Origin of the sequence: Aeromonas sp. s5 (genome assembly GCF_040907865.1) — a bacterium.
GTDB classification, from domain to species: Bacteria; Pseudomonadota; Gammaproteobacteria; order Enterobacterales; family Aeromonadaceae; genus Aeromonas; species Aeromonas dhakensis.
Map to the genome: position 1 here is coordinate 1 of NZ_JBFOCO010000002.1, position 15,123 is coordinate 15,123.

At 63.2% G+C, this 15,123-nt stretch carries 15 protein-coding genes; 10 read left to right on the top strand and 5 right to left on the bottom strand.

All coding sequences use genetic code 11. The features are described 5' to 3' along the window. Positions 1–49 precede the first annotated feature (49 nt). Both AB5Y94_RS00010 and fkpA read right to left on the bottom strand, forming a co-directional pair. Complete coding sequence (locus tag AB5Y94_RS00010) at positions 50–1,456, bottom strand: sigma-54 dependent transcriptional regulator (RefSeq protein WP_042049593.1); 1,407 nt, start codon at positions 1,454–1,456, stop codon at positions 50–52. A 139-nt stretch (positions 1,457–1,595) separates the two neighbouring features. Beyond that, entirely contained in the window at positions 1,596–2,402 is an 807-nt protein-coding gene (fkpA, locus tag AB5Y94_RS00015; protein ID WP_005303977.1) for an FKBP-type peptidyl-prolyl cis-trans isomerase, read from the bottom strand. A 119-nt stretch (positions 2,403–2,521) separates the two neighbouring features. On the opposite strand from fkpA, the gene AB5Y94_RS00020 reads away from it, so the two are divergent. Together AB5Y94_RS00020 and AB5Y94_RS00025 are read left to right on the top strand one after the other, a co-directional pair. Next, positions 2,522–3,490 carry a WD40 repeat domain-containing protein gene (locus tag AB5Y94_RS00020; protein ID WP_017784365.1) on the top strand — a complete coding sequence of 323 codons (969 nt, stop codon included), beginning with the start codon at positions 2,522–2,524 and terminating at the stop codon, positions 3,488–3,490. A gap of 14 nt (positions 3,491–3,504) precedes the next feature. Next, entirely contained in the window at positions 3,505–3,720 is a 216-nt protein-coding gene (locus AB5Y94_RS00025) for a SlyX family protein (RefSeq protein ID WP_005303987.1), read from the top strand. Positions 3,721–3,782: 62 nt separating this feature from the next. On the opposite strand, the gene AB5Y94_RS00030 is transcribed toward AB5Y94_RS00025, so the two are convergent. After that, the gene (locus tag AB5Y94_RS00030; protein ID WP_005303992.1) at positions 3,783–4,421 is read right to left on the bottom strand and encodes a peptidylprolyl isomerase; all 639 of its coding nucleotides are present in this window, start codon (positions 4,419–4,421) and stop codon (positions 3,783–3,785) included. Between the two features lie 232 nt (positions 4,422–4,653). Then, complete coding sequence (locus AB5Y94_RS00035) at positions 4,654–4,860, bottom strand: YheV family putative zinc ribbon protein (RefSeq protein WP_010634894.1); 207 nt, start codon at positions 4,858–4,860, stop codon at positions 4,654–4,656. Between the two features lie 39 nt (positions 4,861–4,899). On the opposite strand from AB5Y94_RS00035, the gene AB5Y94_RS00040 reads away from it, so the two are divergent. The 4 genes from AB5Y94_RS00040 to AB5Y94_RS00055 all read left to right on the top strand — a co-directional run bounded on the left by AB5Y94_RS00040 (position 4,900) and on the right by AB5Y94_RS00055 (position 8,058). Beyond that, positions 4,900–5,586, top strand: coding sequence for a hypothetical protein (locus AB5Y94_RS00040; protein ID WP_368204432.1), 687 nt, complete (start codon positions 4,900–4,902; stop codon positions 5,584–5,586). 182 nt (positions 5,587–5,768) lie between these two features. Beyond that, entirely contained in the window at positions 5,769–6,668 is a 900-nt protein-coding gene (locus AB5Y94_RS00045; RefSeq protein WP_005304001.1) for a chemotaxis protein, read from the top strand. A 56-nt stretch (positions 6,669–6,724) separates the two neighbouring features. Beyond that, positions 6,725–7,708 (top strand): hydrolase, encoded by a 984-nt coding sequence (locus AB5Y94_RS00050; RefSeq protein ID WP_368204433.1) that lies wholly within the window; start codon positions 6,725–6,727, stop codon positions 7,706–7,708. Positions 7,709–7,815: 107 nt separating this feature from the next. Further along, the gene (locus AB5Y94_RS00055; protein ID WP_005304010.1) at positions 7,816–8,058 is read left to right on the top strand and encodes a YheU family protein; all 243 of its coding nucleotides are present in this window, start codon (positions 7,816–7,818) and stop codon (positions 8,056–8,058) included. Positions 8,059–8,483: 425 nt separating this feature from the next. Here the strand turns inward: AB5Y94_RS00055 and AB5Y94_RS00060 are convergent, their stop codons facing one another. Beyond that, entirely contained in the window at positions 8,484–9,830 is a 1,347-nt protein-coding gene (locus AB5Y94_RS00060; protein ID WP_010634898.1) for a UDP-glucose/GDP-mannose dehydrogenase family protein, read from the bottom strand. A gap of 220 nt (positions 9,831–10,050) precedes the next feature. Here AB5Y94_RS00060 and arnB point away from each other — a divergent pair, with 220 nt between their 5' ends. From arnB to arnD, 4 genes are read left to right on the top strand one after another with little or no spacing between them, the layout of a single operon-like run. Further along, positions 10,051–11,187: a UDP-4-amino-4-deoxy-L-arabinose aminotransferase gene (arnB, locus tag AB5Y94_RS00065; protein ID WP_017787720.1), complete on the top strand. Its 1,137-nt coding sequence runs from the start codon at positions 10,051–10,053 to the stop codon at positions 11,185–11,187. A 6-nt stretch (positions 11,188–11,193) separates the two neighbouring features. Further along, a complete protein-coding gene (gene arnC / locus AB5Y94_RS00070; protein WP_368204434.1) occupies positions 11,194–12,171 on the top strand; it encodes an undecaprenyl-phosphate 4-deoxy-4-formamido-L-arabinose transferase in 978 nt (325 codons plus the stop codon). Beyond that, positions 12,171–14,162: a bifunctional UDP-4-amino-4-deoxy-L-arabinose formyltransferase/UDP-glucuronic acid oxidase ArnA gene (gene arnA / locus AB5Y94_RS00075; RefSeq protein ID WP_368204435.1), complete on the top strand. Its 1,992-nt coding sequence runs from the start codon at positions 12,171–12,173 to the stop codon at positions 14,160–14,162. The genes arnC and arnA overlap by 1 nt, the downstream gene beginning before the upstream one ends. Then, positions 14,155–15,054 carry a 4-deoxy-4-formamido-L-arabinose-phosphoundecaprenol deformylase gene (arnD, locus tag AB5Y94_RS00080; protein WP_368204436.1) on the top strand — a complete coding sequence of 300 codons (900 nt, stop codon included), beginning with the start codon at positions 14,155–14,157 and terminating at the stop codon, positions 15,052–15,054. The genes arnA and arnD overlap by 8 nt, the downstream gene beginning before the upstream one ends. Positions 15,055–15,123 lie beyond the last annotated feature (69 nt).

Here is a 15,123-nt window from a genome sequence, read left to right on the forward strand (position 1 = left end):
AATGGGCCGCCCCGCACGCTTCATCCCCCGAGGGGGTAGCCCCAGGACGTCAGACCAGGCTCGCCTCCTCCCAGCTCTGTTTCTTGCGATAGATGGTGGAGGGGCTGATCTCCAGCAGGGCCGCCGCCTTGGGAATGTTGCCGTCACAGCTGGCGATGGCCTGCTCTATGGTCTCTTTTTCCACCAGCCAGAGCGGGCGGATCGGGGCATTGGACATCACAGGCTCGGTGCTGCCGACCGGCGCCGGTGCGGATACCGCCAGCGGCAGGCCCCCCCGGCTGCCATTGAGGGGCGGCGGCAAGATGTCAGGGCTCACCAGCTCGCGGTCGTTGAGCACCACTATGTTGCGCACCACGTTCTGCAGCTCGCGCACGTTGCCGGGCCAGGGGTAGTCGAGCAGCACCCGCGCCGCCTCGGCATCGAAATCCTTGAAACGCTTGCTCTCTTCCTTGGCGTAGCTTTGCAACAGGTTGCGCGCCAGCAACAGTATGTCCTCGCCCCGCTCGCGCAGCGGCGGCAGGCTCAGCGGGATCACGTGCAGCCGGTAGTAGAGATCCTCGCGAAAACGCCCCGCTTTCACCTCCACCAGGGGATCCCGGTTGGTGGCACAGACGAAGCGCACGTCCACCGTCTCCAGCTTGCCGCTGCCGACCCGCTGCAGGGTGCCGGTCTGGATGAAGCGCAGCAGCTTGCTCTGCAGGTCGAGATCCATCTCGCAGATCTCGTCGAGGAACAGGGTGCCGCCATCCGCCAGGCTGGCCGCCCCTTTGCGATCCCCCTGGGCGCCGGTGAACGACCCCTTCACGTGACCGAAGATCTCGCTCTCCATCAGGTCGTGGGGAATGGCGGCGCAGTTGAGGGCGATGAAGGGTTGCTCCCGGCGCGGGCTGCACTGGTGGATGGCCTCTGCGCACACCTCCTTGCCGGTGCCGCTCTCGCCGGTGATGAACACGGTCGCCTTGCTCGGCGCCGCGCTCTCGATGATGCGATAGACCGCCTGCATCGGCATGGAAGCACCGATGAAACCGGCAAACGAGCTGCGCTCGAAGTTCTCCCGGTACTGGGCCACCAGCGAGCTGAGTTGCTGGTGCTTGAAGGCGTTGCGAACGGTGGCGCACAGCCGCTTGCCGTCAAACGGCTTGGTCAGAAAGTCGAAGGCGCCGAGCCGCATCGCCTCCACCGCCACGTCCACCGAGCCGTGGGCGGTGATCACCACCACCGAGCAGGGCAGCTGCTGTTCGGTGATCTGCTGCAGAATGTCCATGCCGGACATGTCGGGCAGCTCGAGATCCAGCAGCACCACGGGGGGTGGGCTGCTCAGCAGCTGGGCCAGGGCCTGCTGGCCACAGTCGGCCCGCAGCACCTCATAGCCATCCTGGACCAGATACTGTTCATAGACCACTGCCAGACTGCGGGTATCTTCCACCAGCAGGACTCGGGGTTTGCTTTCCGCCACGGCGCCATCCTTGCAATTGATTTTGTTGTCTATTTCGCCATCTTAGCACAGTTGGCGACTCTCTCTTTTATCCCGCCATTCGGCAGGATATACAAGCAAAAACGGCTCCCTAAGGAGCCGTTTTTTCAACGCGGGCCGTTTACTTCTTGGCGTTCTCGCCATCGGCAGCCGGCTTCTCGATGGCCAGCAGCTCAACGTCGAACACCAGCACGGCGTTGGCCGGGATGGAGCCTGCACCGTGCTCGCCATAGGCCAGCTTGGACGGCAGGAAGAACTTGAACTTGGAACCAACCGGCATCAGCTGCACGCCTTCGGTCCAACCCGGGATCACCTGGTTGAGCGGGAAGGTGGCCGGCTCGCCGCGATCGACGGAGCTGTCAAACTTGGTGCCGTCGGTCAGAGTACCGGTGTAGTGTACCTTGACGATGTCGGTGGCCTTCGGCTTGGCGCCGGTACCCATCTTCTCGACCTGGTATTGCAGGCCGGATTCGGTGCTCTTCACGCCCTCTTTCTTGGCGTTGGCGGCCAGGTACTCTTCACCCTTCTTCAGGTTTTCCACCGCATCCTTGTCAGCCTTGGCCTTGGTCAGCTCGTTGATCTTGGCATCGTATTGCTGCAGAACCTTCTGGATATCCTCGTCGGTCATCTTGGCTTCTTTGCCCAGACCGTCGGTGACGCCCTTCAGGATCACGGCATTGTCCAGCTTGATGCCGAGCTCCTGCTGGCGCTCCAGGGTATTGGCGATATAACGACCCATGGAGAGGCCAATTGCATAGCCGGATTGCTCTTCAAAGCTCTTGGCTTCAGCCTTGGGGGCCTCTGCCGGCTTGCTGGCTTCTGCCTTGACCTCTGCGGTATTCGCAGCAGTCTTCTCGTCTTTTTGGCAAGCAGTCAGACCTACGGCAACCGCCGCAGCCAACAGGGACACCTTCAGAAAATTGTTCATCAGTTTCTCCAAAACTCTAAATACCGCTCTCGGTTCCTTCGTGAAATGAGAGGTTTATCGTGATAAGCGCCTTATACTAACGCCGTGATCGCAGGTAACGAAAGCATGAGACAGGAAAAATGATAAAAAGTGCCATTTATCTCGTCGCGGTTTGCCTGATACTGACAGGCTGCGAACAGAGCTCATCGCCGGACCGGCAACTGACCCTCGCCAGCCAGGGGCTGCTGAGCGCCGATCTGGCCAGTGACGGCAAGCAGGCCATCGTCTCCAGCCTGGGCCAGGGCACGGTAGTGTGGGACCTGGAGCAGGACAAGGAGCGCTGGCGCTGGCGCCAGTCCGACAATCCGGACGACTTCGTCATCATTACCCGCTTCTCGGCGGACAACAGCCACGCCGTGACCGCCAGCCTGAATACCTTCGGGATCTGGCGCCTCAAGGATGGCCAGTCCCAAGGCTACTATTCGCTTCCTGAATCCAGGCTGAGGGACATCGCCCTCTCCGCCGACGGCCGCCAGGTGCTGATCGGCAGGGAAGACGGCAAGGCGGAGGTGGTGGACACCCGCACCGGCCGCAGATTGCAATTCCTCGGCCACACCGAGCAGGTCAACACAGTCGACATCTCCCCCAACGGCCGTTATGCCCTCACCGGCGGCAACGACTACAGCGCCTACCTGTGGGATACCCGCAGCGGCCAGGTGGTGTGGCGCTTCAACCACGCCGGCCGGGTGGTGTTGGCCCGGCTCGACCCGAGCGGACGGCTCGCCTTCACCGCCGACAGCCGCCAGGCCAGCATCTGGGATCTGACAACCGGCAAGGAGCTGAGCCGGCTGCAGTTCGACCACCGCTTCGAGGTCTACACCACGGCGCGCTTTGCCAACGACGGCAAGTGGCTCATCACCGGCGCTCCCTCCCGCCAGCTCTCCCTGTGGCAGGTGAGCGACGGCAGCCTGCTGCAGAGCTGGCGCGTCTCGCCCCATCCCAAGGTGAAACCGCCGAGCGCAGTGGTCTACGGCGTGGCTTTGCGCGACAATAGCCACCTTGTCAGTGCCAGCTCCAGCGGCCTGGCCGAAATCTGGACTATCAAGTAAGGACCAAAAGGCCCATGAGTCAGCAATTAAACGATCGCCTCGAAACCCTGGAAAGCCGCCTCGCCTTCGCCGAATACACGGTGGAGCAGCTCAACGAGGAGGTCACCACCCAGGGGCGCGAGCTGGATCGGCTCAAGCATCGGATCCAGCTGCTGGTGGACAAGCTGCAGAGCGTGCAGCCAAGCCAGATCGCCAGCATGGCCGAAGAGACCCCGCCGCCGCACTACTGAGTGCGCAGCCATAAAAAAACCCGCGCCATGCGCGGGTTTTTTTATCATCGGCCAGGCCGTGATCAGTGCTGATGGCCCTTGCCACCGCAACCGCCGCCACCGCAGCAGCCGCCGTGACCATGGTCGTCGCCGTGGTCATGACCGTGATCGTGGCCGTGATGGCCACCGCCGCAGCAACCGCCGTGCTCATGGTCGTGACCATGATCGTGGTCGTGGCCATGGTCATGACCGCAACCACCGGCACCGTGCACGTGGCCATGGGCCAGCTCTTCGGCAGTGGCGGCGCGCACGTCCTTGATCTCGACCTTGAAGCCCAGGGTCACGCCGGCCAGCGGATGATTGCCATCCACCTTGACGAACTCTTCGGACACTTCGACCACGGTCACCGGACGGTGACCTTCGTCGGTCTCGGCCACAAAAGTATCCCCTTCAGACACTTCCATGCCGTCGAACAGCTCGCCCGGCACTTCTTGCACCAGGTTCTCGTCGTACTCGCCATAGGCCTGGCTCGGCGTCAGGGTGACGTCGAACGCCTCGCCCACGCTGCGCCCTTCCAGCTCGGCTTCGAGGCCGGAGACCAGATAACGGGTACCGTGCAGATACACCAGAGGCTCTTTACCGACAGTGGTGTCGATGACTTCACCGTGTTCGTCGGTGACCGTGTATTCCAGCGTAACCACGCTCAGGGGAGCTACTTTCATGTCAGGGATCCTGCGGATAGAAAAAAACGGGCCCAGAATACCTCAAAAAGGCAGACAAGCATATGGTGCGCCCGGCTCAGTCGTGATGAAAAAGCCAGCAGGGGATGGCAATGCAAAGCCGCCCGCCATCCCGTTGGCCGGCACTCATGGGAGTGAGCGGCGCGCTGGCCCGTGCAGGCCGGCGGCCGCCATCAGCCCGAGGGATGGGCACCATCTGCGCTCTGCCCCTCCATTATTCCGGGCGAAACACCCCGATCACCTGTTCGGTCTCGCGGGTCACCTTGGCCACCTCGGCCTCGGTCTGCACCTGGGTGTCTCCGCACTCGACGCAGGTCACCTTCTCGACTCCATGCTCCATATACAGCATCATGGTGTCCATTTTGCCGCACGCCGGGCAAACAGCCCCGGCAATGAAGCGTTTTTTACGTCTGGTTTCCATTTTTGTTACCTCCTGGCAGCATCATATCAGGGTTTTTACATGCATCACGCCATCGAACATCAGCATTTTTTCACCCCCCATCTGCAAGTCGGCGTTCGCAAACGCGTGCCGGCAGGGCAACTGCTGCGGATTGCACGGGGTGCGGCACTGCTGCGACTCGGCGCCCATGAGCTGCTGCTGACGACGGGAAGCCACTTCTGGCTCTGTGCCGATGCCCTGGCCGCGTTCAGCCCGCTGGCCGGCTGCCGTTACGATCTGCTGACCTGCTCGGTGCGTGTCGACCAGCCCGCCCAGGCGGGCTGGCTGCAACCCGGCCCGCTGCTGGACCCCCTGTTCGACAGCCTGGCCGACTGGCAGCGCCCCCGCGACTGGCACGGCGCCTACGGTCACCGGTTGCAGGTGCTGCTCGACGAGCTGCAGGGCTGCCCCATCCAGTCGCAGGCGGATGTTGCGCTGCAGACCGCCTGGCAGGGGTTGGCCGCTGGCCAGGCTGGCGGCAACGAGGCATGGCAGCAGGCGCTGGCGCAGCGCGGTCTCAGCGAACCGGCATTGGCGGCCGATGCCCTGCGGGCGCAGTGGCAGCTGCTGCAGGCGGTGCGTCTGCTCAAGAGCGGCAGCAAGGCTCCCCAGGTGGCGAGCAAGCTCGGTTACGAGGATGAGCGCGCCCTCGATCGCGCCTGCCAGCAGTGGCTCGGCTGCCCGCTGGCGACCCTGCTCGCGCTCTGACCGCCCCCTCGCAGCTCGGCCCCCGGCGGTTCGCACCAGGGCGGATCGCCGCAATAAATGGATGAAATGAGTCCAGTTTTACGGCAAACGGTCGTTAATAACGGAAGGGCCATTTCTCCTATAATCCTTTATGCTAGGGGCCTGAATCGACTGATACCGTTTTGACTCACAGGACATCTGCCATGAAAAGCAAGGCCAACCAATCCCAGGGCATGTTGCTGTTTCATCTCTCGGCCAAGCAATCCTTCGCCATCGGCACCCTCAAGGTAAAAGAGATAGTGCCCTACACCCAGCTGACGGCCATGCCGCACTCGCACCCGACCGTGCTCGGCGCCGCCAGCATGCGTGGCACTACCATCCCGGTGATCGACATGGCCATGGCGGTGGGTTATCGCCCGATCAGCCAGGAAGAGATGCCGCACTGCTTCATCATCATCACCGACTGCCGCCGCACCCTGGTGGGCTTTCTGGTGCGCGGCATCGACAAGATCACCGAATGCAACTGGCGCGACATAGCGCCGCCCCCCGCCTCCCTCGGTCACAACGTGTTCGTGACCGGCGTGACCCGGGTCAATGACCAGCTGATCCAGCTGCTGGACGTGGAGTTGATCCTCTCCCGGGTCTACCCGGACGACCCCAGTCACCTCTACCCGGTGCTGACCGACGTGCAGCGGGAGCGGATCAAGCCGATGCGGATCCTGCTGGTGGATGACTCCTCGGTCGCCCGCCGCCAGCTGATGGCGGCGCTGGACTACATCAACATCCCCTACGAGGTGTGCACCAACGGCAAGGATGCGCTGACCCTGATGCAGACCCGTGCCGCCCAGAAGACCCCCATCGACATCCTGGTGAGCGACATCGAGATGCCGGGGCTGGACGGCTACGAGCTGGCCTTCGAGGTGCAGAGCGACGCCAAGCTGGCGGGTGCCTACATCATCCTGCACACCTCGCTCTCGAGCGAGATCAGCGTGGAGCGGGCCCACCAGGTGGGTGCCCACGAGGCGCTGACCAAGTTTGAAGCCAACGAGCTGATCCAGGCCATGCTGCGCGGTGCCGAGCACCACGACAGCCTGCCGGCCTGATCCCGACGGCGAGCAGCCCGGCTGCTCGCCGTTTCCTTTTCTGTCCCGGACCCAGCATGCTGATCGAAAGCCACTTTCACGCCCCCTGGTGGGCACGCAATCCCCACCTGCAAACCATCCTGCCCAAGTGGCTGCGCCGCCAGCCGGCCCGCTTCGTGGCCGAGCGCTTCGAGCTGGCGGACAGCGACTTCGTCGATCTCGCCTGGAGCGGCGAGATCAGCCGGGATGAGCGACCGCTCATCGTGCTGTTTCACGGGCTGGAGGGAAGCATTCACTCCCACTATGCCAAGGGGCTGTTCGCCCACCTGCAACGCCAGGGCAACGAGGCGGTGCTGATGCACTTTCGCGGCTGCAGCGGCGAGCCGAACCGGCTGCTGCAGGCCTATCACTCCGGTGCCATCGAGGATGCCCAGGCGGTGATCGCCGAGCTCGGCCGCCGCTTTCCCGGCAAGCCGCTCATCGCCATCGGCTATTCGCTGGGGGGCAACATGCTGGTCAATCTGCTGGCGCGCGCCTGCCCGCGCGAGCTGAAGGCGGCGGTGGTGATCTCGGCGCCGCTGCGGCTGGACAGCTGTGCCGATCGGGTTAATCAGGGCTTCTCGCGGGTTTATCAGCGTTATCTGCTGGGCACCATGCGCCACAACCTGCAGCAGAAGATCCGGCGGCAGGCGGCTGCCAGCGCCCGCTGGCAGCCGCAGCAGGTGCGCGCCATCGCCACCCTGCGCGAGTTCGACGAGCAGGTCACGGCGCCGCTGCACGGTTTTGACAGCGCCGATCACTACTACCAGCGCTGCTCGGGCCTGGGGATGCTGGCGCAGATCCCCATCCCCACCCTGGTGATCCACGCCGCCGACGATCCCTTCATGACCGAGGCGGTGATCCCGCAGGCGGAGCAGCTCTCCCCTATGGTGCGTTACGAGCTGAGCCGGCGGGGCGGCCACGTGGGCTTCCTGCACGGTACCCCTTGGCGGCCAAGATTCTGGCTGGAGGAGCGGATCAGCCAGTGGCTGCAGGAGCAGACTCAAGGTACGGGCCGGTAGCCATGGCGGCCGCTCTCTCACCTCATCGGCGGGCGGCCAGATAAATCCCTTGCGCTGGCCGACCACAGATAGACAATACCCGCTCTCTGGTAACGGAAGATGAAACCATGATAATCCCCTGGCAAGAGCTGGATGCAGACACCCTCAACAACCTGCTCGAGCACTTCGTGCTGCAGGAAGGCACCGAGTATGGCGAACAGGATGTCAGTCTGGCCGACAAGGTCGACGATGTCAGAGCTCAGCTGCAGCAGGGCGTGGCGGTGATCGTGTACAGCGAGCTGCACGAGAGCGTGAACATAGTGCCCAAGGCGACCCTCGACAGGGCGCAGGTGGACGACCTACCGCAATAGCCTGCCCATTGCCGTTGCGGGCCTGCCACCCTGGCTGCCCTTCTCCCTGTCTGTTCCCGCCGGATCTCCCTGCCCCCGATAAAACAACATGGCCCTGCGCAACTGCGCAGGGCCATGTTGACTGGCATTGCTGCCACCTTGCCGGATGTTGTTCATGCCGGTTCTGCAAACACCTTGCGCCCCTGGCGCGGCCTGTCCTCTCTCCCCGATAGCGGATAACGACAAGGGTGACCGCAATAATTAAGCGCCGGGCCATATCGACAAAATAGAATAAATAAAGTGAAGCGGTTCACAATATTAAATTATGATGACAAAACTCGCCCTCCCCATAAAAATAGTGAGAGCAATATCTCGCTTCAGCCAATATCCAGCAGATTAATTCGCCACACAGCTGATTATTGATGGCGGCCAAATATGACAAGATGCTATTTCATTACCGATTCGCCCCGGCCGATGGCGTAATAATGGAACCCATGATCTTTCATGCGACCCGGATCAAACAGATTGCGACCGTCCACGATCAGGGGTCGCTTCAACGCCTGCTTGATGGCGGCAAAGTTGGGGGCCTTGAAGTGGTTCCACTCGGTGCAGATCACCAGGGCATCCGCACCAAACAGGGCGGCCTCCTTGGTGCCCATCAAGCGCAGCTTGTCGCAGTTGCCGTAGATCTGCTGGGCCTCCTGCATCGCCTCGGGATCATAGGCCTGCACGGTCGCACCGGCCTGCCACAACGCCTCCATCAGGGCCCGGCTCGGCGCCTCGCGCATGTCGTCGGTGTTGGGCTTGAACGCCAGCCCCCACAGGGCGATGGTCTTGCCTGCCAGGGTCTCCCCTTCGGAGCGGAAGAACGCTGACAGCAGCTGAAACAGCCGCGACTTTTGCAATTCGTTGACCCGCTCCACCGCCCGGATCAGCGGCGTGTCGTACTCCAGCTCCTGGGCCGTGGCCAGCAAGGCTTTGACATCCTTGGGAAAACAGGAGCCGCCATAGCCACAACCCGGGTAGATGAACTGGTAGCCGATGCGCTGATCCGAGCCTATCCCCTGGCGCACCATCTCGATGTCGGCGCCGACCCGCTCGGCCAGTCCGGCCATCTCGTTGATGAAGCTTATCTTGGTGGCCAGCATGCAGTTGGCGGCGTACTTGGTCAGCTCGGCGCTGCGCACATCCATGAACAGGATGCGGTCGTGGTTGCGGTTGAACGGCTCGTAGAGCTCGCGCATCAGCTGGCGGGAGGCCTCGTTGGCCGTGCCCACCACGATGCGATCCGGCCGCAGGCAGTCCTGGATGGCGGAGCCCTCTTTCAGGAATTCGGGGTTGGAGACCACGTCGAAGGCGAACGACTGATCCCGCTGCTGCAGGATGCTCTTCACCCTGGCGGTCACCTTGTCGGCGGTGCCCACCGGCACGGTCGACTTGTTGACGATGATGACGGGCCGGTCACGATGCCGGGCGATGGTTTCGGCCACCGTCAGCACGTGGCTGAGATCGGCGGAGCCATCTTCCCCCGGTGGCGTCCCCACCGCCAGAAACTGCACATCACCGTGTTCGACGGCCTGTACGGCATCCGTGGTGAACACCAGGGCGCCGCTCTTGATGTTGCGTTGCAGCAGGGTGTCGAGCCCGGGTTCATAGATAGGGACATGACCGTCCATCAGGGCAGCCACCCGCTGTTCATCGACATCGACACAGATGACCTGGTGACCGACGTCGGCCAGCACGGTGGCCTGAACCAGGCCCACGTAGCCACTTCCAAATACAGTAATGTTCATATTGATACAACCAGAATGTCAGAGAATTTGTAATTTGGAAAAACATTAGGTTTGGGGGTTATAAATATTTATCACACTACCTAAGATGTCCGCACCAGTTAATTGTTACCAGCTGTTTCTGGACCATTGCAGGCCCGCTTTTATATCCGTATGTTGAGTAAAACAGTTTGGGGGAGCCCAATTTAATGGGCGCTGATTAATATTCTTTGTTGGATCTCATATGCAAGATTTTCTGCCATTTTCACGGCCAGCCATGGGCGATGCCGAGATAAGTGCTGTCTGTGATGTATTGAAATCGGGCTGGATCACCACGGGCCCGAAGAATCATGAACTGGAGCAGCAATTCTGCCATACCTTCGGCTGCCAGCATGCCGTTGCCCTCTGCTCCGCCACCGCCGGTATGCACGTCACCCTGATGGCGCTGGGCATAGGCCCGGGAGACGAGGTGATCACCCCCTCCCAGACCTGGGTCTCCACCATCAACATCATCACCCTGCTGGGGGCCGAGCCGGTCTTCGTCGACGTCGACCCGGATACCCTGATGACCAGCGCCGAGCTGATCGCGCCGCTCATCACCGCCAGGACCAAGGCCATCATCCCGGTGCACTATGCCGGCGCCCCCATCGACCTGGACCCCATCCTTGAGCTGGCCGGCCGGCACGGTATTGCGGTCATCGAAGATGCCGCCCACGCAGTCGGTACCCGTTATCGGGAGCGCTGGATCGGCGCCAGCGGCACCGCCATCTTCTCCTTCCACGCCATCAAGAACATGACCTGCGCCGAAGGGGGCATGCTGGTGACCGACGACAAGGCGCTGGCAGACAAGGTGCGGATGCTCAAATTCCACGGCCTGGGAGTGGATGCCTTTGATCGCATGAGCCTGGGCCGCAAGCCGCAGGCGGAGGTGATCACCCCGGGCTTCAAGTACAACCTGGCCGACATCAACGCCGCCATCGCCCTGGTGCAGCTGGCACGCCTGCCCGAGCTCAATGCCAAACGGGCCGAACTGGTGGCCCGCTACCAGGAGCGGCTGGCCGGTCTGCCGCTGGCACCGCTCGCCGTGCCGGGCTACCCCCACCTGCACGCCTGGCACCTGTTCATGGTACGAGTCGACCCCGAGCGCTGCGGCCTCGATCGGGATCAGCTGATGCAGGCGCTGCAGGAGCGTGGCATCGGCACCGGTCTGCACTTTCGGGCAGCCCATACCCAGAAGTACTACCGCGAACGCTACCCGACCCTCAGCCTGCCCCATACCGAGTGGAACTCCTCGCGCCTGTGCACCCTGCCACTCTTCCCGGACATGACGCTGGCCGACGTTGACCGCGTGGTCGCGGCCCTTATCGACATATTGGAGTAACCAAACGTGAACAACACTGACATCAAGCTGGTTTCGGTGGTCATCCCCGTCTACAACGAGGAGGCCAGCCTGCCCGTGCTGCTGAGCCGGGTTACCGCCGCCTGTGATCAGCTGTCGCAGGATTACGAAGTGATCCTCATCGACGACGGCAGCCATGACGGCTCCACCGAGCTCATCAGCGAAGCCGCCGCCATTGATGGCAGCAAGCTGGTCGGGGTGCTGCTCAACCGCAACTATGGCCAGCACGCCGCCATCATGGCCGGCTTCGAGACCGCCAAGGGGGATCTGGTGATCACCCTGGATGCGGATCTGCAGAACCCGCCGGAGGAGATCCCCCGCCTGGTGGAAGCCGCCATGCAGGGCTACGACGTGGTGGGCACCATGCGCCGCAACCGCCAGGACTCCTGGTTTCGCAAGACCGCCTCCAAGCTCATCAACAAGTCGGTGCAAAAGGCCACCGGCGTGCACATGAGCGACTACGGCTGCATGCTGCGCGCCTATCGCCGCCACATCATCGACGCCATGCTCTGCTGTCAGGAGCGCAGCACCTTCATCCCCATCCTGGCCAACAGCTTCGCTCGCCGCACCATAGAGCTGGAAGTGGGCCACGCCGAGCGGGCCCATGGCGAGTCCAAGTACGGGCTGATGCACCTCATCAACCTGATGTATGACCTGGTCACCTGCATGACCACCACCCCGCTGCGTCTGCTCAGCATCGTCGGCAGCGTGGTGGCGGGTATTGGTTTCGTCTTCTCCATCCTGCTGATCCTGATGCGCCTGGTAATGGGCGCCGACTGGGCCGCTGATGGCGTCTTCACCCTCTTTGCCATTCTCTTCACCTTTGTCGGCGTGCAGCTGCTGGGCATGGGGCTGCTGGGAGAGTACATAGGCCGCATGTACACAGACGTGCGCGCCCGTCCCCGCTACTTCATCCACCGGATCGTGCGCACCGCCACCACCCCTTCGCAACAGGAAGCTGAATAATGAAAGTCGTCGTCTTTGCTTATCACGATATCGGTTGCACCGGCATCGAGGCCCTGCTCGAGGCAGGCTACGAGATCCAGGCCGTCTTCACCCACGCCGACGATCCGGGCGAGAACCGCTTCTTCGGCTCGGTCGCCCAGCTCTGCGCCGAGCACAACCTGCCGGTCTACTCCCCCGAGGACGTGAACCACCCGCTCTGGATAGAGCGCATTCAGGAGCTGGCGCCCCAGGCCCTCTTCTCCTTCTACTACCGCAACATGCTCAAGCAGGCGATCCTCGACATCCCGACCGTCGGCGCCTTCAACCTGCACGGCTCCCTGCTACCCGCCTACCGCGGCCGCGCCCCCATCAACTGGTGCCTGGTCAACGGCGAGACCCAGACCGGCATCACCCTGCACCAGATGACCGCCAAACCCGATGCCGGCGCCATCGTCGCCCAGCAGGCGGTGCCCATTGCCGACGACGACACCGCGCTGACCCTGCACGGCAAGGTGCGTCTCGCCGCCCGGGCGCTGCTGGAGCAGGAACTGCCCAAGCTGCGCGCTGGCGACATCCGCCTCACCCCGCAGGATGAGAGCAAGGCCAGCTACTATGGCCGCCGCACCCCGGCCGATGGCGAGCTGCACTGGCACCGCCCGGCCCGCGAACTGCACAACCTGGTGCGCGCCGTCACCCAGCCCTACCCGGGCGCCTTCAGCTTCGCCGGCGATCGCAAGCTGACGGTGTGGAAGAGCCACTGGCTGGCCCAGCAGAGCGACAAGCAGCCGGGCACCATCCTGAGCCAGGAGCCGCTGCGCATCGCCTGCGGTGAAGGGGTGCTGGAAATCGTGGCCGGTCAGGCCGAAGGGGGGCTCTATGTGCGCGGCGCCCAGCTGGCCCGCGAACTGGGGCTGGTGGAAGGGATGAAGATCGGCGCCAAGGCGAGCAATGCCCTGCGCAAGGCGCGGCTGACCCGGGTGCTGATCCTCGGCGTCAACGGCTTCATCGGCAACCACCTGACCGAGCGCCTGCTCCAGGATGGCGGCTACGAGGTGTATGGCCTCGACATCGGCTCCAGTGCGGTGGATCGTTTCATCGGCCACCCCAACTTCCACTTCGTGGAGGGGGACATCAGCATCCACACCGAGTGGATCGAGTATCACATCAAGAAGTGCGACGTGATCCTGCCGCTGGTGGCCATCGCCACCCCCATCGAGTACACCCGCAACCCGCTGCGCGTGTTCGAGCTCGACTTCGAGGAGAACCTCAAGATCGTCCGCTACTGCGTGAAGTACCACAAGCGCATCATCTTCCCCTCCACCTCCGAGGTGTACGGGATGTGCGACGATCACAGCTTCGATGAAGACAGCTCCCGCCTCATCGTCGGCCCCATCAACAAGCAGCGCTGGATCTACTCGGTCTCCAAGCAGCTGCTGGACCGCGTCATCTGGGCCTACGGCAAGAAAGAGGGGCTCAACTTCACACTGTTCCGTCCCTTCAACTGGATGGGGCCGCGTCTGGACAGCCTGGACTCCGCCCGCATCGGCAGCTCCCGCGCCATCACCCAGCTGATCCTCAACCTGGTGGACGGCACCCCGATCCAGCTGGTGGACGGTGGCGCCCAGAAGCGCTGCTTCACCGACATCGAGGACGGCATCGAGGCCCTGTTCCGCATCATCGAGAACAAGGGGAACCGCTGCGACGGCCAGATCATCAACATCGGCAACCCGGACAACGAGGCCAGCATCCAGCAGATGGCCGAGATCCTGCTCGCCAAGTTCGAGGCTCACCCGCTGCGCGACCAGTTCCCGCCGTTCGCCGGCTTCAAGCTGGTGGAGAGCAAGTCCTTCTACGGCGATGGCTATCAGGACGTCTCCCACCGCCGGCCGAGCATCGCCAATGCCCGCCGCCTGCTGGACTGGGAACCGACCATCGAGATGGAAGAGACCATAGGCAACACCCTCGACTTCTTCCTGCAAGGGGCGGTCACCACGGGAGTCGAGCATGACTGAGGTAGGTCTGCGGATCGACGTCGATACCTTCAGGGGGACCCGTGACGGGGTGCCCCGCCTGCTGCAACTGCTCGACAAGCATCAGGTCAAGGGGAGCTTCTTCTTCTCGGTCGGACCGGACAACATGGGGCGCCACTTGTGGCGCCTGCTAAAACCCCGCTTTCTGCTCAAGATGCTGCGCTCCAACGCAGCATCCCTCTATGGGCTGGACATCCTGCTGGCCGGCACCGCCTGGCCCGGCAAGTCCATCGGCAAGCAGCTCGGATCCCTGATGCGCGACACCGACAGCGCCTGTCACGAGGTGGGGCTGCACGCCTGGGATCACCACGGCTGGCAGGCCAACACCGGCCGCTGGGACGAAGCCGAGCTGATTCGTCAGACCCGGCTCGGGGTGGATGCGCTCAACCAGATCCTGGGGCGCGAAGTGGATTGCTCCGCCGCCGCCGGCTGGCGGGCCGACCCGCTCACCACCCAGGCCAAGGAGCAGTTCGGCTTTCGCTACAACAGCGACTGTCGCGGCAGCGGCCTGTTTCGGCCCCTGCTGCAGGACGGTCGCCCCGGCACCCCGCAGATCCCGGTCAACCTGCCCACCTTCGACGAGGTGGTGGGTCATCAGGTGACGGTCGACGGCTTCAACCGTTTCCTGCTGGATCAGCTGGCGACCCCGCCGGCGCAGGGCCCCCACGTCTACACCATCCACGCCGAAGTGGAAGGGATCGTGATGGCGGATCAGTTCGCTGCCCTGCTCGGCGACGCCAGGGCGCGCGGCATCCGCTTCGTGCCGCTCGGGGATCTGTTACCATCCGACCCGACCACGCTGCCCACCGGCCGGCTGGTGCGCGGCACCCTACCCGGGCGGGAGGGCTGGCTCGGCTGCAAGGCCGAGGCCTGAGATGAATGACGCCACTTCGGGTGGCAGGACTAACCATCGCGCTAATCACACCATGCAACAGAGGATGTC

Bases quoted from the DNA above. Each gene is read 5' to 3' on its own strand.
- AB5Y94_RS00040 (WP_368204432.1), top strand. From the start codon at position 4,900: ATGCATCACGCCATCGAACATCAGCATTTTTTCACCCCCCATCTGCAA.
- AB5Y94_RS00060 (WP_010634898.1), bottom strand. From the start codon at position 9,830: ATGAACATTACTGTATTTGGAAGTGGCTACGTGGGCCTGGTTCAGGCC.
- arnB (WP_017787720.1), top strand. From the start codon at position 10,051: ATGCAAGATTTTCTGCCATTTTCACGGCCAGCCATGGGCGATGCCGAG.
- arnD (WP_368204436.1), top strand. From the start codon at position 14,155: ATGACTGAGGTAGGTCTGCGGATCGACGTCGATACCTTCAGGGGGACC.
- AB5Y94_RS00035 (WP_010634894.1), bottom strand. From the start codon at position 4,860: ATGGAAACCAGACGTAAAAAACGCTTCATTGCCGGGGCTGTTTGCCCG.
- AB5Y94_RS00025 (WP_005303987.1), top strand. From the start codon at position 3,505: ATGAGTCAGCAATTAAACGATCGCCTCGAAACCCTGGAAAGCCGCCTC.
- fkpA (WP_005303977.1), bottom strand. From the start codon at position 2,402: ATGAACAATTTTCTGAAGGTGTCCCTGTTGGCTGCGGCGGTTGCCGTA.
- AB5Y94_RS00045 (WP_005304001.1), top strand. From the start codon at position 5,769: ATGAAAAGCAAGGCCAACCAATCCCAGGGCATGTTGCTGTTTCATCTC.
- AB5Y94_RS00030 (WP_005303992.1), bottom strand. From the start codon at position 4,421: ATGAAAGTAGCTCCCCTGAGCGTGGTTACGCTGGAATACACGGTCACC.
- AB5Y94_RS00055 (WP_005304010.1), top strand. From the start codon at position 7,816: ATGATAATCCCCTGGCAAGAGCTGGATGCAGACACCCTCAACAACCTG.
- AB5Y94_RS00020 (WP_017784365.1), top strand. From the start codon at position 2,522: ATGATAAAAAGTGCCATTTATCTCGTCGCGGTTTGCCTGATACTGACA.
- arnA (WP_368204435.1), top strand. From the start codon at position 12,171: ATGAAAGTCGTCGTCTTTGCTTATCACGATATCGGTTGCACCGGCATC.
- AB5Y94_RS00050 (WP_368204433.1), top strand. From the start codon at position 6,725: ATGCTGATCGAAAGCCACTTTCACGCCCCCTGGTGGGCACGCAATCCC.